The sequence below is a fragment of the Algiphilus sp. genome, assembly GCF_965216485.1.
Lineage (GTDB): Bacteria > Pseudomonadota > Gammaproteobacteria > Nevskiales > Nevskiaceae > Algiphilus.
This window is the reverse complement of sequence record NZ_OZ244162.1, coordinates 1,131,799-1,156,481: the sequence shown is the minus strand read 5'-3', so window position 1 is coordinate 1,156,481 and position 24,683 is coordinate 1,131,799. Positions and strand designations below refer to the sequence as shown.

The following is a 24,683-nucleotide window of genomic DNA, read 5'->3' as shown; positions in this document are numbered from 1 at the left end:
GGGCCGCGTGGCAGAAGCCATGCGGCCCCTTTTCGTTTTGGCTATGAGGTCAGGGCGCGACGCAGGCCTTCTTCGTAATGCTGGCGCGCTGCCTCGGGTTGCTCCGTGGCAGTGCACAGCAAACCGTATTCGTAGTGCGCTTCGGCACTCGGCGCCTGGGCAATCAATGCATCAAGGTAGCTGCGCGCCTTGCCCCAGAGCCGGTTGCGACGACAGGTATGGGCCGCCGCAAGCAGGAGCTCCGGTTGTTCACCGTGGCGCTGCAGCCATTGCTCGGCACTGGCCAGCGCCGCAACATGGTCGGGTGTCTCCGCGCGCAGAAAGAGACGGACCATGATCGGATCCCAGCGCTGCTCGAGCGCACGGTGCACCACCGTCATCAGCTCCTTTTCCGCGTTCAGGCGATAGAGCGTCTCGGCGTAGAGTCGCTCGGCCTGCACGGACTTGCGCAGCGATGCGGGCAATTGCGCCCAGAGTTGGCGCGCCTCATCGAGGCGCAGGGCTTCACTCAAGGCACCGCCCAAGGCGTCCAGCGTGCGCTCAGCCCACTGCTCTCCTGGCCAGCCGCGCGCTTTTTCCGCGCCACAGAGCAGGTCGTAGGCTGCGCGCCAGTCGTGCTGCGCGAGCATGATCTGCGCCAGCTTGGGATAGAGCCGCGGGTGTGAAGGACTGCGCTGGCGCAGTGCTTCGAGATCCGCTCGCGCTGCATCGAGGTCGCCACCCTCGATCGCGTACTCGGCCTGCATCAAGGTCGTGGCTTCTCCTACCAGGCCATCATCAATGACCGCGGCGCGCTGCAGATAGTGTGTCACCCGGCCAGGTTCACGCTGCTGGTGCGCTGCCATGGCCGCGATGAGGTGGTGCGCCCCGGCCTCCTTGCCCTCGGGAAGATCCTTTTCAACCGTGACTTCTGCGCGCTCGTAGCGCCCTGCGAGCCACTGCATCAGTCCCTGCATGAGCGCGCGATACTGACGATGGGCGCGGCGCCGCTGCAGCCCCTCGCGCACGCTGCTTGGCAAGCGAATGCCTGCGCCCAGGGCGCGCAACACCAGCAGCAAGATGGCCAGAACAGCGACCATGGCCGCGGCAAAACCGACCACCGAAGTCTCCAGCATCCAATGGCCATAGGTCACCAGGACATAGCCGTTGTCGGCCCGCAGGTAGTAGGCCGCGGCCGCACCGGCCGCAAACAGAAGCAGCAGCAGCAGTACGGCGCGCATCAGGAGCCCCCACGCACGCTCGAGGCCACCTCACGCAGCCGGGTCAGGCTTCCTGTGATATCCGGCAAGGCCGGCATCAGGGTCTCACTATGAAGGTCCTGGAGTTCCTGCATCGCGGCCTGCACCGCCGCGTCCTCGGTGGCGTACTGCGCGTCAAGCCAGCGGCGTGCGTCCTCCAGGGCAGCCTCATAGGTACCCTGCTGGCCGGCCATCAGTGCAGCACGCCCCGCCTCAAGGCGCAGCAGGAGCACGCTCCGTACCAATCCGTCCTGTTCGGGGGCCATCAGTGGCTTCACCGGCACGTCGGTGCGCCGAACCACGAAGACGCTGGCAAGGGCGTCACCCACGCTATTCAATGCCCGCTTCCAGGCTGGCAGTGCGGTGTCGGTGGAAGACGGGTCATCGGGTAACGCCGGCGCTGTGGTGTCTGGCACGCCACCGCGCAAACGCAGCGCATCGGAACGCTTGATGAGTGCCGACAACTGCAATGCCAGGGCGGCACGATCCACCTTCTGGACGGCGCGAAGCGCGCTCATCTCTTCGGCAATGATCTCGCGCACGGGGAAGAAACGGGGATCACTCAGCGCAGCCAACCGCTCATCGGCCAACGCCAGCGCGCGGCGTGCACCGGCAACATCACGCCCCAACTGCAGGCGCTCATTGGCACCCAGCAGCAGCTGTTCCACTGCCACGAGATGGGCTTGGGTGCGGCCGGCGTCGACAATACTTTCGATCTCGCGCAGCTTGGCGGATTGGGCCTCCGTCTGCTCGGCAAGGGCAGCGACCTCCTCACTCAGGCCGCTGGCCTGCTGGGTGGCGCCGCGGGCACGGTTCTGCGCCGCATCGATGGCTGCACGCTGCTCGGCGATTGTCTGTTGCAAGCTATCGACGCGTTCCACGGTGGCCGCTTCGATGCGTTGCAGTTGCTGCCAGCCCCACCAGCCCGCAGCGGCGGCTGCCGCCAGCAAAAGCAGGATCACGAGCACGATCAGCCAACCGCCACCCCGGCGGGGTGGAGGCGCTTCCGCCGCTGGCGGAGGCGCTGGTGGCTCGGCCGCGCTTGGCCCGGCCTCCGGCGCCGCGGTGGATGCCTTGGAAGGCGCCGCGGCCTCCACACTGGCGCCCTGGGCGGCGGGCGGCAATTCGGTCTCCGGAGTAGCGCCGGCGGTCTCCTGCGCGCCGCGCTCCGCGTCGTGTTCGTTCTTTTGCATGATGGGTAGTGTATCGGCTGCAGCCAGCAATGCAGCGTTGGACATAGGTTGTGCTACAGCATGCGGACCATGCAGGCCGCGCGCGCGACAGAAGTCGGCCACCCGCTCGCTCGGCACCACCAGGGGCATTTCCGCGAGGCGACGACGCGCTGCAGCGTCACTCAGCGACCACAGACGATCGGCGGCGCTGACACTGGTCAGAATGGCGATATCCGCCTCGGCCACATGCGCGCCGACTGTCTCGCTGCTGTGGTCGATGGCTTCCAGGCGATAGACCGGCAGACTCTCCACCGCCGCACCCCGCGCACTGAGCAAATCACGCAGCGTCTCGCGCGGTGCCTCGTTGCCGATGATGACGATGCGCTGCCCAGTCACATCGCTGAAGGCTGGCAGAGCAAGGAGGGCTTCGGTACTGAAACTGTGTTCCGGCACCGCCTCCGGCGGGTGCCCGGCTGCCTCGAGCGCCGACGCCGTGGCGGCACCGATGGCGGCCGCTCGTGCCCACTTGTCGGGGGCTGCAGCCTGTGTGAGGGAGACGGCATTGGTGCTGGTGAAGACCCACCAGTCGGCATCTGCTGCCGCTTCCAGCTGTGCCTTGCGCTTCTCGTCGCTGCAGACGGCTTCGATGGTGAATAGGGGCAGGCTGATCGCATGCCAGCCCTCGCTCTGGGCGCGACGCGCCAATGCACGCGCTTGGTGCCGCGGCCGCGTGATCAGCAGACGCGCACTCATGCCTCGATCCCCATGTCGGCGAGAATGGCGCGCGCGCCCTGGTCGAGCAGGCGCTCGGCCAAAGTCAGGCCGACGAGCGCGGCATCGGCGGCGTCGCCCTCGTGGCGATCACGCACCAACTGGCGCCCGTTAGGGCTTGCAACCACGCCATCGAGTGCGATGCGTCCCTGTGTCAACTGGGCGTGCCCAGCCACCGGCACCGTGCAGGCGCCACCCAGCCGCGCCGAGAAGCTGCGCTCGGCGGCCAGTCGCGTGGCCGTATCGGGGTCATGCAGCGGCGCCAGCGCTGCCAGCGTGGCAGTGTCATCGGCGCGCGCTTCGATACCAATGATGCCCTGGGCACAGGCCGGTACGAACTGGGCCGGGTCCAACGCCTCACGAATGCGGGCGCCGAATTCCAGACGGCGCAGACCGGCGCAGGCCAGCATGATGGCGTCGAAATCGCCGTCATCGAGCCGCTGCAGGCGCGTATTGACGTTGCCTCGCAGGGTTTCGATCTGCAGATCCGGGCGCATCGCCAGTAGCTGGGATTGGCGGCGCAGGCTGGCCGTGCCCACGCGCGCGTGCTGAGGCAGATCGCTTAAACGGGCCACAGAATGGCTGACGAAGGCGTCGCGCGGATCTTCCGCCGGGAGCACAGTCGTGATGCGGAGGCCGTCGGGGAGCTGTGCCGGCACATCCTTCATCGAATGCACCGCAATATCGGCGCGGCCTTCGAGCATGGCCACCTCGAGTTCCTTCACGAACAGGCCCTTGCCGCCGCTGGTGGCCAGGCTGCGCGACAGCTCGCGATCTCCTTGCGTAGTCATCGGTACGAGGGAGACGTGAAGACTCGGTTGCGCCGCACGCAGCCGGGCCGCAACGAACTCCGCCTGCCACAGCGCCAGTGGCGAGCGGCGCGTGGCAATGCGCAGCGCTTGCGCTTCTGCGGCGCTGGACGTCATTCGCTGCCGGAGCTGTCCTGAATAAAGCGGCGGACTTCGGGCAATCGACGGCGTGACACGGGAATCAGTTGATCCGCGTGACGGACGCGGAGCCAGTGATGCTCTTCATCGCCCTTGCCGCGTTCGAGGCTGTGGATGAAGCGCGTGGCAACCAATGCCTTGCGATGCACCCGGATGAACCATGGAGCGAAATCCTGTTCGAGCATCTTCAGCGACTCCTCGATCAGGACTTCCCCGTGCAGATGGTGCACGGTGGTGTACTTCTGGTCGGCGAGGAAATAGACCACGTCGGACCAGGGGATGCGGACCAGCCCGTCGCGGGTCGTAGCCAACACGAATTCTCGCTTGGGCGATTCGCCGGAGGCTTCGCGGGGCGCAACCTGATGGGCGCGGCTCGGACGACGGACGCGCAGCAGTATGTCTCGCAATTTTTCTTTACGTATGGGCTTGAGCAGGTAACCGGCCGCTGCCGCGTCGAAGGCCGAAAGCGCATGTTCGGCGTAGGCCGTGGTGAAGATGACCGCGGGCGGCATGTCCAACTCGTTGAGCTGACGCGCGACCTGCAGGCCGTCCATGCCTCCCATCCGGATATCGAGAAAGACGATGTCGGGTTGCTCATCGTCAATGACATCCAGCGCACTTTCCCCGTCGCTGGCCTCTCCGACAACCTCATAGCCCGGGAACTCGGCTACCAGGCGGCGGAGGCGCTCCCGCGCCAGCGGTTCATCGTCAACGATTATCACTCGCATAGTTCTGTGAACTCTCTGATTGTTCTGCGTCCAGTGGGCGCGCTGGCAATTGAAGGCGTGCGCAGAAGTGCTCTTCTCCCCGATGCAGCTTCAATGATGCCTCAGCACCGTATAGTAGGCGCACGCGCTGGGCAATATTGCCTATGGCGGTACCTGAACCCTTTTCGTGTTGATCCGCGTCCGCCGGTGGCAAAGGGTTGATCACCTCCACCACCAGCGTGCTGCCTTCCAGCACGGCACGCACGACGATGGTGACGGCGCCCACGGACCGCGCCGCACCGTGATGCACGGCGTTCTCTACCAGCGGCTGGATGGTCAGGCGCGGAATCGACATCGGCATCACGTCCTCGGCCACATCCCAGTCAATGCCGAGCCGGGCGCCAAGGCGCGTCTGCTCGATGCGCGCGAATTTTCTCACCAGATCGATCTCTTCAGCCATGGTGACCAGTGGATCGCCCTTGGCGAGGCTGGCACGAAACAGGTCGGCGAGATCTTCCACCATGGTCTCGGCGGCTGCCGGCTTGATGGCGATGAGTGCCGCAATGCTGTTCAGGCAGTTGAACAGAAAATGCGGCCGGATACGGGCCGAGAGCGACTGATAGCGCACTTCGCTGTCGGCCCGGATGTGTTCTTCCCACTGCGCGCGTAGCGAGAAATAGCGCAGCACCAGCAGGCCCAGCAGGCCGGCCACCACGGCATTGCGCAGAATGAAATAGGAACGGGGTTCGTCGGTAAGCACGCTGGGGTCGAGCACCTCGCGAGACAGCGAAAATCCGAGCGCACTCACACCCATTGCCACGCCCACAATCAGGCCCCACGCCATCAGAAACACCGGCATACCAGTGCGCTCCGCCATCCATCGACGCAACAGGCAAAGACCGGCTGCGGACAGCAAGGAGATGGTCTGCAAATAGGCGGAAATCAGCACGAAGCGGGCAAGCAGCAGTTGCGCGGAACCGGGCGCGATCAGCGCGAACACAAGAGCCATGATCTCAACGATCAAGGCCAGCGCGCCCAGCCGGCGCAGCCGGCAGAAATCCGGCAGCGCTGTGGCAGCTGACTCGGCCCCGGTTCGCGCGGCAAAGATCATCGACAGCTCCAAGCGATGTGGCTGCCTATACTAGCCGCCCTGTTTTCTCGTTCCCTGCGCACCATGTCCAACGCCAAATTATGGGGCGGTCGATTCTCGGAATCGACCTCCGAAGCCGTCGAAGCCTTCAGCGAATCGGTCAGCTTCGACGCTCGCCTCTGGAAGCACGATATTGCCGGATCGAAGGCACATGCGCGCATGTTGGGCCGGGTGGGCGTGCTACCCACAGCGGATGTCGATGCCATATGCGCGGGGCTGGATGCCATTGCCGGCGACATCGAGGCCGGGCGCTTTGAATGGCGTACCGCGCTGGAAGACGTGCACATGAACATCGAGCAGGCGCTTACCGAGCGCATCGGGGATGCCGGCAAGCGGCTCCACACCGGTCGCTCGCGCAATGATCAGATTGCCACCGACGTGCGACTGTACGTGCGCGATGCCATCGACGGGCTGGTCGCCGACCTGGATCGCCTGAGCGAAGCCCTGCGCGCCCTGGCAGCGCGCGAAGCCGACACCATCATGCCTGGCTTTACCCATCTGCAGGTCGCGCAGCCAGTGACTTTCGGCCACCACATGCTGGCCTGGCGCGAACAGATCCTGCGCGATCGCGAGCGCTTGCTCGACGCCCGTCGTCGAACCAACATCTGCCCGCTGGGCGCTGCCGCCCTGGCCGGGACGGTCTATCCCATCGACCGCGCCTATGTTGCCGAGCAACTGGGTTTCGATGGCGTCACGGCCAACTCCCTGGACACGGTATCGGATCGCGACTTCGCCATCGAGTTCGTGTCGGCCTGCAGCCTGCTCATGGTGCACCTGTCGCGCTGGAGCGAGGAACTCATCCTCTGGAACACCCCGATGTTCGGCTTCGTCCAGTTGCCGGATCGCTTCTGCACCGGCAGTTCGATCATGCCGCAGAAGAAGAATCCCGATGTCCCCGAACTGGTCCGTGGCAAGAGCGCGCGCACCGCGGGCGATCTGATGAGCCTGCTCATGCTCATGAAAGCCCAGCCACTCGCCTACAACCGGGATAACCAGGAGGACAAGGAACCGCTGTTCGACGCGCACGACACCACCGCAGCCTGCGTCGCCCTCTATGCGGAACTGGTTCCCGCCTTGACCGTGAATCGAACGGCCTGTCGCAATGCAGCCATTCAGGGCTATTCCACCGCCACCGACCTTGCCGACTACCTCGTGGGCAAAGGTATGGCCTTCCGCGATGCCCACCACGTCGTCGGCAGCGTCGTCGCCCATGCCGTGCAGCACGGCACCGACCTGGCATCCCTGTCGCTGGAGACCCTCAAGGGCTTTTCCGCAACCATCGAATCCGACGTCTTCGAGGTACTGACCGTCGAGGGCTCGGTGGCAGCACGTGATCATGTGGGTGGCACCGCGCCGGCGCGGGTGCGGGCCGCGGCAGAGGATGCATCGCGGGGTTCTTGATTCGTCCGAGCTGGTTGCCCCGTTGTAATGCTGTGCAGTCGTTGCGCAGCGCGCACCACCTGATGCGACCACCCGCTAACGGCAGCGTTTGCATGCTGCGATGTCGCGCAGCGACGAGCCGTATTGAGTCCCCTGCACCCGCGCCGGAGTAGCGCCTGCGCGCAGGGATGGCTGGCCAGGGACCGCCAGCCAAGGCCTGTCACGACAGGGACGTCGTGTCAGGCCGACCCCAAGCACAGGCGCTACGCAGGGGCCCGGCCAGACAGGGCCGGCGCGGGTCAAGAGAAATTCCCCGTGCTCATTGCCATCCCTGGCGCAGCCTCACCACTTTCGAGCCACCCCCTGCCCGGACGTCCTGTCCGGGCGTTCGACACGCTGCGACGCGCCACTGGCGCGTCGGTCGTATCTCACCCTCTCTTTGGTTCCTTTCTCTGGGCAAGCAGAGAAAGGAACCCGCACCGGTCGTGGTGATCAGACCAGAACTCCTAGCATCACAGGTGCGGAACCTGAGCGAAGGTGGTTATTGGAGCAGCCGATACTGCCACCGGATCGCCAAGGGTTCCGCGCTCTGAAGCAATCCACTATCGAGTGAATCACTCAGAACGCGCGGGTTCCTTTGGTTACGGCCAAAGGAACCAAAGCCCTGATGCCCACGGGTGGCCTGGGCCGGCTACGCCGACCCAGGTGGCCGGATCGAGCGTCGTGCTCGGGGTCGGCCTGAGGCGGCGTCCATGCCGCCGCAGCCCTTGCTCGACGTCCTGTCTCGCACCCCCTGCGCGCGCCACCCGATCCGGCCACCCGCCAAGGGCACAGGGACTGGCTCGCCGCTGCGCGGAATCGCCGCTATTCCGCGATGTCGCGAAGCGACGAGCCTGTTCATTCCCCCTGCACCCGCGCCGGAGTAGCGCCTGCGCGCAGGGGATGGCTGGCCAGGGACGGCCAGCCAAGGCCTGTCACGACAGGGACGTCGTGTCAGGCCGACCCCGAGCACAGGCGCTACGTAGGGGCCCGGCCCGCTAGGGCCGGCGCGGGTGTGGGGTGCCCTCTCTTTGGTTCCTTTCTCTGGGCAAGCAGAGAAAGGGACCCGCACCCGGCAGAGTGCTCAGATCAGAGCTCAGAGCATCACAGGTGCGGAACCACGAGCGAAGGTGGTTATTGGAGCAATCAAAAGATGAAACCTGATCGCCAAGGGTCCCGCGCTCTGTAGCAATCCACTCTCGAGTGATTCGTTCAGAACGCGCGGGTTCCTTTGGTTACGGCCAAAGGAACCAAAGCCATGGTGCCCACGGGTGGCCTGGGCCGGCTGACGCCGACCCCGGTGCCCGCCAAGGGCACAGGAACTGGCTCGCCGCTAAGCGGCATCGCCAGGTAAGACCTAGCTGATATACGCCCGCCAATGCTCGTGCTGCGCACCCCCACCCTTGACGACTTCAAGGTAGGTCCGCTGCAGTTCCTCGGTGATCGGTCCCCGCTTGCCATCACCGATGGCACGCGCATCGACTTCGCGAATGGGGGTGACTTCGGCCGCAGTTCCGGTGAAAAAGGCCTCGTCGGCGATGTACACCTCGTCCCGGGTGATGCGGCGCTCACGCACGCTGTAGCCGGCTTCCTGCGCCAGGGTCATCACGGTCTTGCGCGTGATGCCGTCGAGGCAGGAGTTGAGATCCGGCGTGGAGAGCACGCCATCGCGCACCAGGAAGATGTTCTCCGCACTGCCCTCCGCGACGTGGCCTTCGGTATCCAGCATGAGCGCCTCGTCATAGCCATCGCGGGTGGCTTCACCGAGCGCCATCATGGAGTTGATGTAGTTGCCGTTGGCCTTCGCGCGGCACATGGCAGCATTGATGTGATGCCGTGAGAAGGAACTGGTGCGGACGCGGATGCCCTTTTCGAGGTTTTCAGCGCCCAGATAACTGCCCCACGGCCAGGCGGCGACGATGACGTGTACTTTGAGATTGTCAGCGCGCAGCCCCATGCCCTCGGAACCGTAGAACACCATAGGCCGCAGATAGGCTTCCTTCAGTTCATTGGCACGCAGCACTTCCTTTTGCGCCTCGTTGATCTGCTCCTGACTGAAGGGCATGGGCATGCCGAGGATCTTGGCGCTGTTGAACAGGCGGCGCGTGTGCTCCTGAAGACGAAAAATCGCCGTGCCCTTGGGTGTGTTGTAGGCGCGCACACCTTCAAAGCAGCCCACACCGTAATGCAGGGAGTAGGTCAGTACGTGGGTGGTCGCCTCACGCCACGGCACCATGTCCCCGTCATACCAGATATACCCGTCTCGATCGGCGAAACTCATCGCTTAGTGGTCCTGAAAATCCGAAGCGCGCATTCTACGACGCGTCGCGTGGGCCCGCTGCTTCAGTGCAGAGTTGCCAGAGCGCCTGCACCGAGCCGCGCGCGTCCTCGGCAGTTCCCGCCGGCACCAGGCCATCCGCCTCGTCGAGGGCGCGCTCGTGAACCAGCGCACGCAGCTCGCGATAGGCGCCAATGGCAGCGTCGGCCTGCGCCTTGGCAAGAATGCCCGCCTCAACAAGGGCGTCGGTCTGACGCCATTGATCGGACCACTGGGTGAGTGCAGGATGCGCTGCCGCATGGCTCAGCACGAGGAACTGGGTGGCAAATTCCAGATCCGCGAGACCGCCCGCCCCCTGCTTCAGATCCCAGTAGCTTTCGCTGCTCTTATCGAGGTGTTGCCGCATCTTGTCGCGCATGGCGACGATCTCGCCCGCAAGCTGAATCGGATCGCGCTCGCGGCAGAGCAATTCATGACGCAACTGCCGAAAGCCTTCACCAATGGTCGGGCTGCCGCAGACATGGCGTGCGCGCACCAGCGCCTGGTGTTCCCAGGTCCACGCCTTGTTGCGTTGATAGTGGGCGAAGGATTCCAGGCTGGTCACCAGCAGCCCGGCACTGCCGCTGGGACGTAGTTGCAAATCCACCTCGTAGGCACGGCCCGCGGCGGTCTGTGTCGAGAGCCAGTGCACGAGGCGCTGGGCGAATCGCGAAAACCACACGGCATTGGCAATGCTGCGCCGGCCCTGCGTTGTCTCACCGTCCTGGTCGTCACAGTCATGCAGGAAGACCACGTCGAGGTCGGAGCCGTAGCCCATCTCGATGCCGCCCAGCTTGCCGTATCCGATGACCGCGAAGCCGGCTTCCGAGCCGTCGGCCCGGCGTGGGCTGCCGTACTCGGCCCGCATCTCGCGCCAGACTTCGTCGATGGTCGCCTCCAGGATGGTTTCCGCCAACCACGTCAGGCGATCACTGACCTTGGGCAACGGCAAATCGGCGAGTCGGTCTGCTGCTGCCACGCGCAGCATGATCTCCTGCCGAAAGCGTCGCAGCAGGTTCATTCGGCCTTCCAGGTCGCTTGCAGTCATGGCGTCGAGCCGACGGGCCAGCTCGGCCGTCATGGTGTCACGGTCTGGGGGTTCATACAGCGCACGCGCATCGAGCAACTGGTCCAGCAACATGGGCTGCTGCGCGAGCAGATGGGTGATCCAAGGACTCGCCATGCAAAGCCGCAACAGCTGTCCCCGCGCCGAAGCGGATTCGCGCAGCAGACTGACGTAGGTACTGCGGCCGGCAAGGCGTTCGATGACCTCCATGGCGCGCACCAGTGCCTTGCCCGGAGCGGGCACATCGATGGATTCGTCGAACAGGCGGCTGATCAGCTCCATCAACCTGGTCTGGGATAACTCGCGCATATCGCGTACGAGCTTGCTCTGCCGCAGTCGTTCCACGGCTTGGGTGGCGCGCAGTGCATCGTCCTCGGAAAAATGCGACTGCAGCTGCTCGGCAGCGGCGGCGGCGGTTATATCCGAGTGCCAGAGCCGTTCGACCGCTTCCATCCCCTGGGCCACTTCGTCCTGGCCGGCGTCGGGGTCGGCAAAGAGGGAGTCGAAGGCTGACGCCACATCCTCCCGCGCCGCGTTCAGCGTCTGCATCAAGGCATCCCAGTCGCTGTCCAGCGCCGCCGCGACGGCGGCGCGTTCCTCTGCGTTTTCGGGCAGTGCGTGGGTTTGCTGATCTGCCCGCATCTGCAGCGCATTCTCCACCCGACGCAGCAGGACGTAAGCGTCATCGAGGGCGGCAACCTGTTCGGCGGGAAGGTGGCCGCCTTGACCCAGCGCCGCCAGGGTCGTCCGCAGCGAACGGCTGCGCAGGGATGCCTCCTGGCCACCGCGAATCAGCTGGAAGGCTTGTACGACGAACTCCAGATCCCGGATACCACCGCGACCGAGCTTGATGTTGTCGCGTTGACGCCGACGGGCCGCGTCCTCGGCAATGCGCCGCTTCAGGTCGCGCAGCGACTCGATGGCGGTGTAATCGAGATAGCGGCGATAGACGAAAGGCTGCAGCATGTCGAGGAAGCGGCGTCCGGCAGCTTGATCGCCAGCGACCACGTCCGCCTTGATCATCGCGTAGCGCTCCCACTCGCGCCCGTGCGACTGGTAGTAATCCTCGGCCGCAGCGAAATGCATAGCTGACGGCCCCGAGCCGCCGAAAGGCCGGAGCGCCCAGTCGACCCGGAAGCAGAAGCCGTTGGGCGTGGTTTCGGCCAGATAGCGCGTGAGCAGCCGAACCACTTGCGCAAAATACTGTTCGTTGGCCGTTTCCGCACTGCCATCGCACTGCCCGGCCGCACCATAGAACAGCATCAGATCGACATCGGAGGAAAAATTCAGCTCGCCGCCTCCGAGCTTGCCCATGCCCAGCACGATGCACGGTACTTCCTCGCCCTTCCGGTCGCGCGGTATTCCAAAGCGCGCCGTGCACCGGGCGCGGGCCCGCTCCAAGGCGTGTGCAATGCAATGCCGAGCCAATCCGGACAGGCCAGTCAAGGTAGCTTCCAGATCATCGCGACCGTCCATGGCGCGCCAGGCTAGATGCACCATGGCCCGATTGCGGAGATGACGCAGATCGCGCAGATAAGCGTCCTCATCTTCGGGCCCGCCTTCAGGAAGCAGCACAGCCATCAGCACGGCAGGATCGAGCGGATCTTTCAGACCGAGCAGCGCATCACGCACCGAGGCAAGCGTCCAACGCTCCAGACATTCGGTCACGAAGCGGCTGGCGTTCAAAATGCGGACCGCGTCCTCCGGCAGCGCTGCGTCCTCGTCCTCCACCGCCTCGGCAAGACGTTTCAGCAGTTGCGCCGTACGCGCACTGGGGCTTGTTTCAGTCATCGTCAAAGGATAGCGCGCTGCGCCGGTAGGACCCCGAGCCATCAGTCCGTCACACCCGATCCGTAGCATCTCCGGTCTTTGCAGAAGAGGCTCCCGATGACGGACCAGGATTCCTTCGATCGCGTGCGGGCGGTCGATCTGCTGTGGGCCTTCAAGCGGCGTTGCGACGCGCTTGGCGCGCAAGGTATGCCAATGGTGCATTTCCGCATGCTGCTCGGCGATCCTGCCTATCGCAGCGAGGTGCTGACCCGGGCGCGAGGCTTTGACGATGCCGAACTGCGCGCGTTTGCAGCCCAGCTCGAGGCGCTTCCTGAGGGCGCAGTCCTGGCGGACACGCGCAACGCGGCATCGGATCGAAGGCACGCTGAGACCGCCGCCAGCGTCGGACAAGGCTGGATGCAGCGTCCGCTACGCACCCTCGCTCCGGCTGCGCTGCTGGTGGTGCTGGGCCTGGCCAGCGTCGTCTTGTTTGGCCTCAGTGGCAAGCAGGAGGTGGTCGTGCCCGACCAAATCCGCAGCGATACCACCTGGAAGGCTGGCAAAACCTACATCCTGACTAGCCGCTCCTTCGTCCAGAATGGCGCCGTACTGACCATCGAACCCGGTGTCATCATTCAAGGCCGCCCTGGTTCGGCACTCATCGTGACCCGCGGCGCCCGACTGTATGCCAGCGGAAAACGCGAAGCGCCCATTGTCTTCACCAGCGCGTCGCCCGCGGGTCGGCGACGCGCCGGCGACTGGGGCGGTCTGGTACTGCTCGGTGATGCGTCCATCAATCGTGAAGGCGCGCGCATCGAAGGCATTGAAGCAGACGACCCTCGTGCCGCCTTCGGTGGCCGAAATGACGACGGCAGTTGCGGTGTACTGGATCACGTGCGTATTGAATTTGCCGGTTACGAGCTGATGCGCAACGTAGAGCTCAACGGCCTCACTCTCGGTGGCTGCGGACGCAACACCATCGTGCGGAATGTGCAAGTGCACCGCGCCCTTGATGACGGTATCGAGGTCTTCGGAGGCACTGTGGACCTGTCCAGGATTGTGATCACAGGCGCGCACGATGACGGTTTCGACTGGGATATGGGCTGGCGGGGTCGCGTACAGCACCTCATCGTTCAACTGCATCCCGATATAGGCGACAACGCCTTCGAAGGTGACAATGACGCTGAGCAGCCTGACGCCGAACCCCGCTCGGCGCCAACATTCTCGAACGTGACGCTGATCGCTGATCGCGGCTCGCAACGTGCCCACCGCGCGATGACCATCCGTCAAGGCAGCGCTGGCGTTTTTCGCAATGTGCTGATCACGGGCTTCAACAACGAAGCCATTGATCTACGGGGCGATGGCCTTGCGCAGCTGGCGGCGAGCAATGTCCTGCAATTCGGAGGCATCGCCGTGCATGCAAGCGGCGTTCACCCGCGCAATCCGTTCCCGGAGGAACGCGCAGAACAGGACGACGATGGCGGCTTCAGCGAGGCAGACTTCCTGCTTGGCCAGGGACGGGTGAGTGTGGTCAGCGACTCAGGGCTTCCGCTTCAGGCCAGCAGCCCCATTGAGCCGGACTTCACAGCCCAGCGCAGCGTTCCCGATCCTGCGCCCAGTGCGGTGCCGCAGGGTGAATTCTGGAACGAGGGTGCCAACTACATCGGCGCTGTACGCCCCCAAAGCCGCGAGCCCTGGTTCGCCGGTTGGACGGCTTTCCCACGCGACTGAAACGAGCGCCCAAAAAAATCGGGGCGCCTCCGCAGAAGCGCCCCGATGGCACATGCGATGGTGCGGACAGCAGTTACATCATGCCGCCCATGCCACCCATGCCGCCCATGTCGCCCATGTCGCCGCCGCCGGATTCCTTCTTCGGCTTGTCGGCGATCATGGCTTCGGTGGTCAGCAGCAGCGCGGATACCGAGGCCGCATTCTGCAGCGCCAGACGGGTCACCTTGGCCGGGTCGATGATGCCCATCTCGAGCATGTCGCCGTAGGTGTCGGTGGCCGCGTTGTAGCCTTCGGCACCCTTGCCTTCGAGCACGCGGTTCATGACCACGGCGGGCTCGCCGCCTGCGTTGGACACGATCTGACGGAGCGGCTCCTGAATGGCGCGACGCAGAATCGAGATGCCGGTGGTCTGGTCGTCGTTATTGCCCTTCAGACCGTCCAGCGCGGAGGAGGCGCGGACCAGCGCGGTACCGCCGCCCGGCACGATGCCTTCCTCGACGGCAGCGCGGGTTGCGTGCAGCGCGTCTTCGACACGGGCCTTCTTTTCCTTCATCTCGACTTCGGTGGCAGCGCCGACCTTGATGACGGCCACACCGCCGGCAAGCTTGGCGATGCGCTCGTCGAGCTTCTCGCGGTCGTAGTCCGAGCTGGACTCTTCACGCTGCGCGCGCAGTTCCTTGACGCGGCCTTCCACGGCACCGGCATCGCCTGCGCCGTCGATGATGGTGGTGTTTTCCTTGTTGATCTGCACCTTCTTGGCGGTACCCAGATCGGCCAGATCGACCTTGTCCAGGGACATGCCAACGTCCTCGGAAATCACCTGACCACCGGTAAGGATGGCGATGTCCTTCAGCATTTCCTTGCGGCGGTCGCCAAAGCCCGGCGCCTTGACCGCAGCCACCTTGATGATGCCGCGCATGTTGTTGACCACCAGGGTCGCCAGCGCTTCGCCTTCGACGTCTTCGGCGATGATGAGCAGCGAACGGCTCTGCTTGGCGACGTTCTCCAGCACCGGCAGAAGGTCGCGGATGTTGCTGATCTTCTTCTCGGTGATCAGCATCAGCGGGTTCTCGAGCTCGACCTGCTGCGACTGCGTGTTGTTGATGAAGTACGGCGACAGGTAGCCGCGGTCGAACTGCATGCCCTCGACCACTTCGAGCTCGTTCTCCAGACCCGAGCCTTCCTCGACGGTGATGACGCCTTCCTTGCCAACCTTGTCCATGGCTTCGGCAATGATTTCGCCGACGGCTTCGTCGCTGTTGGCGGAAACGGTGCCGACCTGAGCGATCGACTTGCGGTCACGGCACGGGGTCGACAGCTTGGCGATTTCGGCCGTCAGCGCTTCCACTGCCTTGTCGATACCGCGCTTGATGTCCATCGGGTCGACGCCGGCGGCGACCGACTTCAGGCCTTCATTGAGGATGGCCTGCGACAGCACGGTCGCGGTGGTGGTGCCATCACCGGCTTCGTCGCTGGTCTTGCTGGCCACTTCCTTGACCAGCTGGGCGCCCATGTTCTGGAACTTGTTCTCAAGCTCGATTTCCTTGGCGACCGAGACACCGTCCTTGGTGACGGTGGGTGCACCGAAGGACTTGTCGAGTACGACGTTGCGGCCCTTCGGCCCAAGCGTGACACGCACGGCATTGGCCAGGATGTTGACACCCTCGGCCATCAGGTTGCGTGCGTCATCGGCAAACATTACTTCTTTGGCGGACATTTCCTTACCTCTTGATTCGATGTAGTTGCGGAGTGCGGTTCAGTCGGAACTCAGCCTTCGAAGACGCCCATGATGTCGTCTTCGCGCATCACGAGAAGCTCGCTGTCGTCTAGCTTCACTTCGGTGCCGGAATACTTGCCGAACAGCACGGTATCGCCCACCTTGACGTCAGGGGCGTGCACGGTGCCGTCGTCGGCACGCTTGCCCGGACCCACTGCAACGACTTCTCCCTTGATCGGCTTCTCGGCGGCAGAGTCCGGAATGACAATTCCGCCGGGGGTCTTGCGCTCTTCCTCAAGGCGCTTCACGACCACGCGATCATGCAAAGGACGCAGTTTCATTTCAATCTCCTTTCAATCCCAAAATCCCAAAAATACGAGCGCTCACAGCGGGATGGAGCCATTCGTTGTTAGCACTCCCCCGTGACGGCTGCTAATTTTGGGGAGGAAAGATGAACTTTCAAGGGGTGGCAGGCAACTTTTTTTTGCATTCGGCGTTGCGCACTGCAGCAAGGTAGACTCGCGCCACACTCATTCATAGGCGGGTAACCATGCACGAGATCCGGAAAGTTGCGGTCATCGCGAGCAATCGCATTCCCTTCTGCCGTTCCAACACGGCCTACGCCACGCGCTCGAACCAGGAGATGCTCACGGCCGCCATTCAGGGATTGGTGGATCGTACCGGCATCGCCGGCGAACGCCTCGGCGAAGCCGCTGCCGGCGCCGTGCTGAAGCATTCCCGTGACTTCAACCTGACGCGCGAAGCGGTCCTTTCCACCACGCTCTCCCCCGAGACACCGGCCTACGATGTGCAGCAGGCCTGCGGCACAGGCCTGGAAACGGCGATTCACATCGGCAACAAGATCGCACTGGGTCAGATCGAAGCCGGCATCGCCGGCGGTGTGGACACAGCCTCCGATGCCCCCATCGAAGTCAACGACCGCCTGCGCAAGATCCTGCTCGAGGTCAACCGCGCGCGCTCGACGACCGACCGCCTCAAGGCCCTCGCCCAATTTCGTCCGGGCATGCTGGCACCAGCCATCCCCACCAATGGTGAGCCGCGCACCGGCAAGAGCATGGGTGAGCACTGCGAAATGATGGCCAAGCATTGGGGCATCGCGCGCGAGGATCAGGATCAGCTGGCCTATGAATCGCATCAGAAGGCGGCCGCCGCCTACGATGAGGGCTTTTTCTCCGACCTGATCACGGAATTCGCCGGCGTCAGCCGCGATAACAACGTGCGCGCCGACAGCACCCTGGAGAAGCTGGCCACGCTGAAGCCCGTATTCGACCGCGAGAACGGCACGCTGACAGCGGCCAACTCCACGCCGCTGACCGACGGCGCCTCCTCGGTCCTGCTGGCCTCGGAAGACTGGGCCGCCCGCCACAAGCTCGAGCCGCAGGCCTATCTGACCTTCTGCGACACGGCGGCGGTGGACTTCGTCTCCGGCGATGAGGGTCTGCTAATGGCGCCGGCCTACGCCGTGCCGCGCATGCTGGCCAAGGCCGGCATCGATCTGCAGGACTTCGACTACTACGAGATCCACGAAGCCTTCGCGGCCCAGGTGCTGTGCACGCTGAAGGCGTGGGAAGACAAGAAGTTCTGCAAGGACCGCCTGGGCCTGTCCAAACCGCTGGGCGCGATTGATCGCAGCAAGCTCAACATCAAGGGCAGTTCGGTGGCCGTGGGCCATCCCTTCGCGGCCACGGGCGGCCGCATTTTGGGCACGCTGGCGAAGATTCTTCACACCGCCGGACGGGGCCGCGGCCTCATCTCGATCTGTGCGGCAGGCGGCATGGGCGTCGTCGCCATCGTCGAAAAGTAGACGCGTCCAAGCCTGCGCCGGACCCCCGGCGCAGGCTATGCTGACCGCATGAACACCAGGGAACATTGGGGGAGCCGACTCGGCTTCGTCATGGCCGCGGCTGGCTCCGCCGTCGGCCTGGGCAACATCTGGCGCTTCCCCTACACCGCCGGGGAAAACGGCGGCGGCGCCTTTCTGCTGATTTATCTCGCCATCGTCGCCGTCTTTGGGGTGACGCTGTTGCTGGCCGAGGTCCTGATCGGACGCAGCACCCAGCGCAACCCGGTGGGCGCCCTTGCCCGCCTGGGCGGCAAAGGCTGGAGCCTTGTCGGATTGCTTGGGGTGTTGACCGGCTTCGTCATCCTGTCTTTCTATGTGGTGGTCGCTGGCTGGACCGTGGCCTACATCGGCTTTTCTGCCAGCGGCGCGCTGAACAGCACCGACCCGGACACCTTGGGCGCCCTCTTCGGCGGCTTCATCGGCAGCTTCTGGTCGCCCTTGCTGTACGCGCTTCTGTTCATGGTCCTGGTGGCGGCCACGGTTTCCGGTGGCATCGCACGGGGTATCGAGCGCGCCAACAAGATTCTCATGCCGATGCTGTTCCTGCTGCTGCTGGCACTGGTGGCGCACGCGCTCAGCCTGGAAGGCAGCGGCGCCGGGGTGCAATTCCTGTTGCAGCCGGATTTTTCGAAGGTGACGGCTGCCACCTTCTCGGCCGCGCTGGCACAGGCCTTCTTTTCGCTCTCCCTCGGCATGGGTTGCATGCTGACCTACGGCTCCTACCTCAGCGCGCACGACCGGCTGGGGGTGGCGACCACCTCGATCATTTCCCTCGATGTCCTGGCCGCCATTCTCGCCGGTCTGGTGATCATGCCGGTCGTCTTCGCTTTTGGATTCAACCCCGAAGCGGGTGCCGGCCTGACCTTTATTACCTTGCCGGCAGCCTTTGCGGCCATGCCGGGTGGCGCCTATGTCGGGCCGCTGTTCTTCCTGCTGCTGAGCATTGCGGCGCTGACATCCGCCATCTCCATTCTGGAACCGGCGATCAGCTTTCTGACGGACGAGCGCGGCTGGACACGCCGCCGCACCGTCGTCACCTGTGCCGCCGTCTGCCTGCTGCTGAGCGTGCCGTCCTCGCTGTCGATGGGGGCCGTGGAAGGGCTCACCCTCTTCGGCATGTCCTTCTTCGATGCGATGGATTTCGCCGCCACCAATGTGATGATGCCGATCGGCGCGCTGCTGACCGCCGTTTTCGTTGGATGGATTTGGGGTGCGGGTGCGCTGAACGCGCTCAGCGACGGGCGGCCGGTCGCCTGGTGGGCAAGAACCTGGCTCTTCATCCTGCGCTACGTCGCACCGCCGGCACTGCTCCTTATTCTCTTGCAGAGCACGGGGGTGCTCTAGCGCAACCCATCTCTATCCAGGGGGATCACGATGGATGGACTGTTGTCGCTGCTGAATGCGATCAACGCTGTACTGCTTTCGGTACCAGTGCTGGTCACGCTGCTGCTGGCAGGCGTGGCTTTCACCCTGTTTTCCGGTTTCAGCCAATATCGCTCGCTGACGCATGGCTTCGCGCTGATCAGCGGACGCCACGATCTGGCCGAAGACGGCAAGGGTGTGCTCAGCCACTTTCAGGCGTTGGCAGCCGCCCTTTCCGCGACCGTGGGTCTCGGCAATATCGGTGGTGTGGCCATTGCCGTGGCGCTCGGCGGACCGGGTGCCGTGTTCTGGATGTGGATGGTCGGCATTGTCGGCATGGCCATCAAGACCATCGAAGTCACGCTGGCGATGCTGTATCGCGACACCTCGAATCCCGACAACCCGCACGGCGGCACGATGTACGTCTGCCGGGACGGCCTGAAAGCGCTTTCCCCCAAACTGGCCAGTCTGGGCGCCGCCGCGGGCGCTCTCTTCGCGATCGCGCTCGTGCTGTTTGGATTGACCGGCGGCAACATGTTCCAGGCCTGGAATGCCGCGGAGCTGGCGCGCAGCTATTTCGGCGTTCCGGGCTGGGTGTCCGGTATTACGCTGGCCCTGCTGGTGGGACTGGTCATCATCGGCGGCATTCGCCGCATCGGACAGGCGGCGGCGACTCTGGTGCCCTTCATGTGCCTGGTCTATGTCGCATGCGGCCTCTGGGTGCTGATGGCCAACGCCGAGGAACTGCCCCGCCTCTTCGCCCTCATCGTGCGCTCGGCGTTCTCGCCCCTGGAGGCCCAGGGGGCGTTCACCGGCGCAGCGGTCGGCACCGCATTCCTGCTCGGCATGCGTCGCGCGCTGTTTTCATCGGAGGCCGGCATGGGATCGGCACCCATCGCCCACGCCGCAGTTCGCACGCGCAAGCCGGCCAGCGAAGGCGTAGTGGCCGGGCTCGAGCCTTTCATCGACACCATCGTCGTCTGCACCATCACCGCCCTGGTGATTCTGTCCAGTGGCGTCTGGGAGCGCGGCCCGACGGCTACGCTCGACCACCCGCCGGCCTTCACGCAGAGCGAGAGCGGGCAATGGGTGCCGGATATCGAGACCTTGCCCGCGCAAGCCGCTGTGGAGGAAGGGGGTCAGGTGTTCCTGATCGTGCGCACCGGAGGCGAGGACGGCACATTGCAGCGGCTGTACGCCGAGGTCGGCGATGGCCAGCGCCTGCTCTGGCAGGGATTGAGCGCAACGGAAGCACCCAACGTGCGCGATCCCGGCCTGTATCTCGATCTTCCCGCAGCCGCACTCACCGCGGCTGCCTTCGACAGCGCCGCCGACGGTCTCGGACAGTGGATGGTGACCATCGCCGTCTGGCTGTTCGCGCTATCGACGATGATCACCTGGAGCTACTACGCCGAACAGGGCGTGGTCTACCTGGCGGGCGATCGACCGGTCCTGGGGTTTCGGCTTGTCTGGTGTCTGCTCATCGTGGTCGCCACCGTGGGCGTGGTACGCACCGATGCCGAGCTAGACACGCTGAGCACAGTCGCAATCGGCTTCATGCTGGCGATTAACCTGCCGCTCATGATGCTGCTGGCGCACAAAGCCATCGGGGCGCAACGCAGCTACTTCGCCGACATCAAGCAGGATCACCCGTCTTCATAGCACGGGAGGGTCACGCGCAAGGAGCGCTTTCATGATCGAAGCCGGGCAACGGAGTCACGCACAGCAGCCGCGGGCCGGCGTATTGCTGGTCAACCTTGGCACGCCGGATGCCCCTACGGCACCCGCCATCCGCCGTTACCTGCGTGAGTTCCTCTCCGATGAGCGCGTCGTGGACCTGCCACGCGCGCTCTGGTGGCCCATTCTCAATGGCTTCATCCTGCCGTTTCGTCCGCGCCGCCTGGCCCACAGCTACGGCAGCATCTGGGGAGACGAAGGGGCCCCCCTGCTGACCCACACACGCGACCTGGCAGAAGGGGTACAGCGCGCCCTCACGGAACGACTCGGCGCATCGCAGGTGCCGGTGTACTTCGCGATGCGCTATGGCAACCCCTCCGTTGCCGAGGTCATTGCGAAGGCGCAGGACGACGGCGTGCGGCGCCTGGTCGCCCTACCCCTCTACCCGCAGTATTCGGCCACGACGACGGCCTCGGTCATGGATGCCGTCTTCGCTGCACTCAGCGGCCTGCGCTGGATGCCGGAACTGCGCAGCGTGCACCAGTATCACGACGACCCGCGGTATATCGCCGCACTCGCAGAGAGCGTTCGTGCGCACTGGGCCGAACACGGCCAAGGCGACCATCTGCTGCTGAGTTTTCACGGTATTCCCAAGCGCTATTTCGAATCCGGCGATCCCTACTTCTGCCACTGCCAGAAGACGGCACGCTTGCTGACCGAAGCCTTGGAGCTACCCGAGACGCGATACACAGTGGCCTTTCAGTCGCGCTTCGGGCGGGAACCATGGCTGCAACCCTATACCGATGAACGCATCGCGCAACTCGCCCAATCCGGCGTGAAGCGCCTGGATGCCATTTGCCCCGGTTTTGCCGCAGATTGCCTGGAAACCCTGGAGGAGATGGACATGCAGTACGCCGAGCTCTTCCACGCTTCGGGCGGCGAGGTCCTGCGTTATATCCCCGCACTCAATGCCAGTCCGACGCATGTCGACTGCATCGCGACACTGGCGGAACAACAACTTGCCGGCTGGCTACCGGAGGCCATCGATAGCGAGCGCATCGCCCTGCGCGCCGCTGCAATGCCCTATTGACACCTGCTCCCAACGACAGGGACAGGATCAAGCCTCCACCGCATCCTTGCGTCGATCGGGCAAAAAAAAGCCCCGCCTCATTGAGGCGGGGCTCTTTTATTGTGCCGACGCTGGCTACCGGCCGTGACCGGTAGCCAGTACAGATCGCCTACTTGCTGCTACCGCTGGTCGCACGGATTTCCACGCGACGGTTCAGCAGTCGACCCTTGTCGGTTTCGTTGGTCGCAATCGGCTCCTTCTCACCCGCACTGCGGCTGGTGATGCGAGCGGCGCCGATACCCTTCTCGACCAGGTAATCACGCACCACGTTGGCACGCTTCTCGCCCAGCCGCTGGTTGTACTCGACCGTGCCGATGCTGTCGGTATGGCCTTCCAGGTTCACCTGCAGCTCGTTGTTCTCGGCAATCAGCTGGCGGATTTCCGCGGCGGTCTTGTCGAGCGTGCTCTTGGCGTAGTCGGTCAGGTTGTGCTTATCGAAACCGAAGTTGATGTCTTCGAACTTGCGGTCGATGGCGACATCCACCGGGCAACCCCGCTCGTCCACCTGAACACCGGCGGCCGTACCCGGGCACTCGTCAAGATAATCCGGCACGCCATCAGCGTCGGAATCGATAGGGCAGCCGCGCGCGTTGACGCGCACGCCTTCTGCGGTGTTCGGACACTCGTCAAGATTGTCCGGCACCCCGTCGCCGTCGGAATCCGCCACCTTTTCAGGCTCGGGCGCAGGCATCGAGGGCACCACCGGCACGCTGCTGACCAACGGGAAGAGGACGCCCACACGCAGCAGCGCCTCGTTAGCCGAACTCTTCGCCGTACCAATGGCGTTATCGGGAATGCCATCGGTGTAGCGATAGGCAAACTCGCCCCGCAGGCCGACGACGGAGTTCAGGTAGGTCAACACGCCCACCGTGCCCTCATAGAAGGCGCGACGACGATTCTCGTCAGGCGGCTCGAGCTGGTTGTTGGCCAGACCACCGCCGATCCCGACATACGGGATGAACTGATTGTTGGGGGCAAAAGCATACATGCCGCCAATCTTCAGATTGAGGCTCTGCCCGTCGCGGTCGAGCGGCTCTGCATCGTCTGACGAAAAGGCGCTGTAATCCACCGCGAGCTCGGCGGCAAGATTCGGCGTGAAGAAATAACCGCCAGAAAGGTGAATACCGTGGCCGGCTTCGTTGGGACGATCGTCGCTGTCAAAGGTGTACTGATAGGACATCGACGAGAACATCTTCACCGTGCCAATCGGCTGCGCCAACGCGGCCTGAGAAGCCAGTAAGGCGGCTCCGCCAACAATTACTGCAAGTTTCTTGCTCACGATCGGTACGCTCCCTGAGATTGTGACTGTTGCGTCGGCCGGGTATCCCGTTGCCGCCACTTCTGCTTTACGACTATAGCAGGCATCCGGTTTCAGATACTACAAGCCCCAGCGCACTTTATACCCGCGAAGTCAATAGACTGCGTGCTCCCACCCTTTTAAGAGCAGCCTGCATGATGGCAATTCTTGCCGACGTCGCGACTTTCGCGCTGAAACTGATCATTCTCGTTGCAGTCATTGGTATTCCGCTTGCGCTCATCCTTCGTGTGGCGCGGCAGCCGCAGGCGGATGGCAGTGCGCCGATCCAGGTACAACCGCTCAACCGCCACCTGCGCGAGCGCGCCGAGCAGATCAAGGTCGAGATTGCGCCCGCGTCGCACCGCAAGGCCCTGCAACAGTCCCTGCGCCGCCAGCACAAGGATGAGGCCAAGGCCCCCGGCGGGCAGCCGGCACGCCCCCGCCTCTTCGTGCTTGATTTCGAAGGCGACCTGCGCGCCTCGGCCGTGACATCTCTGCGCGAGGAAATCACCGCACTGCTGCAGGTGGCTGGCAGCGGCGATGAAATCGTGGTGCGGCTGGAGTCACCGGGTGGCATGGTCCACAGCTACGGGCTCGCCGCCTCTCAGCTGGCCCGCATCCGCAAGCGCGGGATTCGCCTTACCGTGGTGGTGGACAAGGTCGCGGCGAGCGGGGGTTACATGATGGCCTGTGTCGCGGATCGGATCATTGCCGCGCCCTTCGCAATCATCGGCTCCATCGGCGTGGTCCTCCAAATGCCGAATTTTCACCGCTTCCTCAAGCGCAAGGACATCGATTTCGAACTGCTCACCGCCGGAGAGCACAAGCGAACGCTGACGCTCTTTGGCGAAAACTCCGAGCCGGCGCGCGCCAAGGCGATGGAAGAACTGGAAGACACGCATACGCTGTTCAAGGAATTTATCAGCCAGCATCGGCCTCAGCTCGATGTGGACCGCGTTGCCAACGGCGAGCACTGGTTCGGCGCGCGCGCCCTCGACCTCGGACTTGTGGACGAGCTCTCGACCAGCGATGACTATCTGCTGCAGCGCATGGAGACGCATGAAGTCTTCAACCTGTACCAGCACCGCCCCAAGCCGCTGATGCAACGGATCGCCGACCGCATGAGCGCAGCCCTACAGTACGCGGCTGTCTTCCGCAAGCGCGCTTGACGCCCACGAAGACGACGCGCAGGCTGCGCGGCGCCGTGGACGCTGAGCCGTCGCCCAGGTTGGGCGCATACGGGCGGATTGTCCGCACGGGCCGCCGCCACGAAACTTCATCGCGTCCTTCGCGGTCTTTAGCCCCATCCTGCCGACACGCGGCGCGCGTCGCGCAATGCATTCATCGAT

17 protein-coding genes are annotated in these 24,683 nt (G+C 64.3%); 7 read left to right on the top strand and 10 right to left on the bottom strand.

The features are described 5' to 3' along the window. Window positions 1–41: 41 nt before the first annotated feature. From ACOOFO_RS05310 to ACOOFO_RS05290, 5 genes are read right to left on the bottom strand one after another with little or no spacing between them, the layout of a single operon-like run. Entirely contained in the window at window positions 42–1,220 is a 1,179-nt protein-coding gene (locus ACOOFO_RS05310; RefSeq protein WP_420428705.1) for a heme biosynthesis HemY N-terminal domain-containing protein, read from the bottom strand. After that, window positions 1,220–3,163 (bottom strand): uroporphyrinogen-III C-methyltransferase, encoded by a 1,944-nt coding sequence (locus tag ACOOFO_RS05305; RefSeq protein WP_420428703.1) that lies wholly within the window; start codon window positions 3,161–3,163, stop codon window positions 1,220–1,222. Before ACOOFO_RS05305 ends, ACOOFO_RS05310 begins: the two co-directional genes overlap by 1 nt. After that, window positions 3,160–4,107: a hydroxymethylbilane synthase gene (gene hemC, locus ACOOFO_RS05300; RefSeq protein ID WP_420428701.1), complete on the bottom strand. Its 948-nt coding sequence runs from the start codon at window positions 4,105–4,107 to the stop codon at window positions 3,160–3,162. The genes ACOOFO_RS05305 and hemC overlap by 4 nt, the downstream gene beginning before the upstream one ends. Next, a complete protein-coding gene (locus ACOOFO_RS05295) occupies window positions 4,104–4,856 on the bottom strand; it encodes a LytR/AlgR family response regulator transcription factor (RefSeq protein ID WP_420428699.1) in 753 nt (250 codons plus the stop codon). The genes hemC and ACOOFO_RS05295 overlap by 4 nt, the downstream gene beginning before the upstream one ends. Then, window positions 4,837–5,946: a sensor histidine kinase gene (locus tag ACOOFO_RS05290; protein WP_420428697.1), complete on the bottom strand. Its 1,110-nt coding sequence runs from the start codon at window positions 5,944–5,946 to the stop codon at window positions 4,837–4,839. The genes ACOOFO_RS05295 and ACOOFO_RS05290 overlap by 20 nt, the downstream gene beginning before the upstream one ends. Window positions 5,947–6,009: 63 nt before the next feature. On the opposite strand from ACOOFO_RS05290, the gene argH reads away from it, so the two are divergent. Beyond that, window positions 6,010–7,386 (top strand): argininosuccinate lyase, encoded by a 1,377-nt coding sequence (argH, locus tag ACOOFO_RS05285; RefSeq protein ID WP_420428695.1) that lies wholly within the window; start codon window positions 6,010–6,012, stop codon window positions 7,384–7,386. A gap of 1,375 nt (window positions 7,387–8,761) precedes the next feature. Here argH and ACOOFO_RS05280 read toward each other — a convergent pair. Together ACOOFO_RS05280 and glnE are read right to left on the bottom strand one after the other, a co-directional pair. Further along, a complete protein-coding gene (locus tag ACOOFO_RS05280; RefSeq protein ID WP_420428693.1) occupies window positions 8,762–9,685 on the bottom strand; it encodes a branched-chain amino acid transaminase in 924 nt (307 codons plus the stop codon). A gap of 34 nt (window positions 9,686–9,719) precedes the next feature. Beyond that, the gene (gene glnE, locus ACOOFO_RS05275) at window positions 9,720–12,578 is read right to left on the bottom strand and encodes a bifunctional [glutamate--ammonia ligase]-adenylyl-L-tyrosine phosphorylase/[glutamate--ammonia-ligase] adenylyltransferase (RefSeq protein WP_420428691.1); all 2,859 of its coding nucleotides are present in this window, start codon (window positions 12,576–12,578) and stop codon (window positions 9,720–9,722) included. Window positions 12,579–12,674: 96 nt separating this feature from the next. On the opposite strand from glnE, the gene ACOOFO_RS05270 reads away from it, so the two are divergent. After that, window positions 12,675–14,288 carry a hypothetical protein gene (locus ACOOFO_RS05270; protein WP_420428689.1) on the top strand — a complete coding sequence of 538 codons (1,614 nt, stop codon included), beginning with the start codon at window positions 12,675–12,677 and terminating at the stop codon, window positions 14,286–14,288. A 73-nt stretch (window positions 14,289–14,361) separates the two neighbouring features. Here ACOOFO_RS05270 and groL read toward each other — a convergent pair whose 3' ends face one another. Then, complete coding sequence (groL, locus tag ACOOFO_RS05265; RefSeq protein WP_420428687.1) at window positions 14,362–16,005, bottom strand: chaperonin GroEL; 1,644 nt, start codon at window positions 16,003–16,005, stop codon at window positions 14,362–14,364. Between the two features lie 50 nt (window positions 16,006–16,055). Further along, window positions 16,056–16,346, bottom strand: coding sequence for a co-chaperone GroES (locus ACOOFO_RS05260; protein WP_223057706.1), 291 nt, complete (start codon window positions 16,344–16,346; stop codon window positions 16,056–16,058). 209 nt (window positions 16,347–16,555) lie between these two features. Here ACOOFO_RS05260 and ACOOFO_RS05255 point away from each other — a divergent pair, with 209 nt between their 5' ends. Genes ACOOFO_RS05255 through hemH form a run of 4 tightly spaced genes read left to right on the top strand, consistent with a single transcriptional unit; the run spans window position 16,556 to window position 21,998 of the window. Then, window positions 16,556–17,830, top strand: a complete 1,275-nt coding sequence (locus ACOOFO_RS05255; RefSeq protein ID WP_420428685.1) for an acetyl-CoA C-acetyltransferase — start codon at window positions 16,556–16,558, stop codon at window positions 17,828–17,830. 48 nt (window positions 17,831–17,878) lie between these two features. Further along, a complete protein-coding gene (locus ACOOFO_RS05250; protein ID WP_420428683.1) occupies window positions 17,879–19,213 on the top strand; it encodes a sodium-dependent transporter in 1,335 nt (444 codons plus the stop codon). 30 nt (window positions 19,214–19,243) lie between these two features. Then, window positions 19,244–20,893, top strand: a complete 1,650-nt coding sequence (locus tag ACOOFO_RS05245; protein WP_420428681.1) for an alanine/glycine:cation symporter family protein — start codon at window positions 19,244–19,246, stop codon at window positions 20,891–20,893. Window positions 20,894–20,924: 31 nt separating this feature from the next. Next, window positions 20,925–21,998, top strand: coding sequence for a ferrochelatase (gene hemH, locus ACOOFO_RS05240; protein ID WP_420428679.1), 1,074 nt, complete (start codon window positions 20,925–20,927; stop codon window positions 21,996–21,998). A gap of 148 nt (window positions 21,999–22,146) precedes the next feature. Here the strand turns inward: hemH and ACOOFO_RS05235 are convergent, their stop codons facing one another. After that, window positions 22,147–23,316: an OmpA family protein gene (locus tag ACOOFO_RS05235; RefSeq protein WP_420428677.1), complete on the bottom strand. Its 1,170-nt coding sequence runs from the start codon at window positions 23,314–23,316 to the stop codon at window positions 22,147–22,149. A 173-nt stretch (window positions 23,317–23,489) separates the two neighbouring features. Here ACOOFO_RS05235 and sohB point away from each other — a divergent pair, with 173 nt between their 5' ends. Then, on the top strand, window positions 23,490–24,503 hold the full coding sequence (sohB, locus tag ACOOFO_RS05230; protein WP_420428675.1) for a protease SohB: 1,014 nt from the start codon (window positions 23,490–23,492) through the stop codon (window positions 24,501–24,503). The last annotated feature ends 180 nt before the right edge of the window (window positions 24,504–24,683 follow it).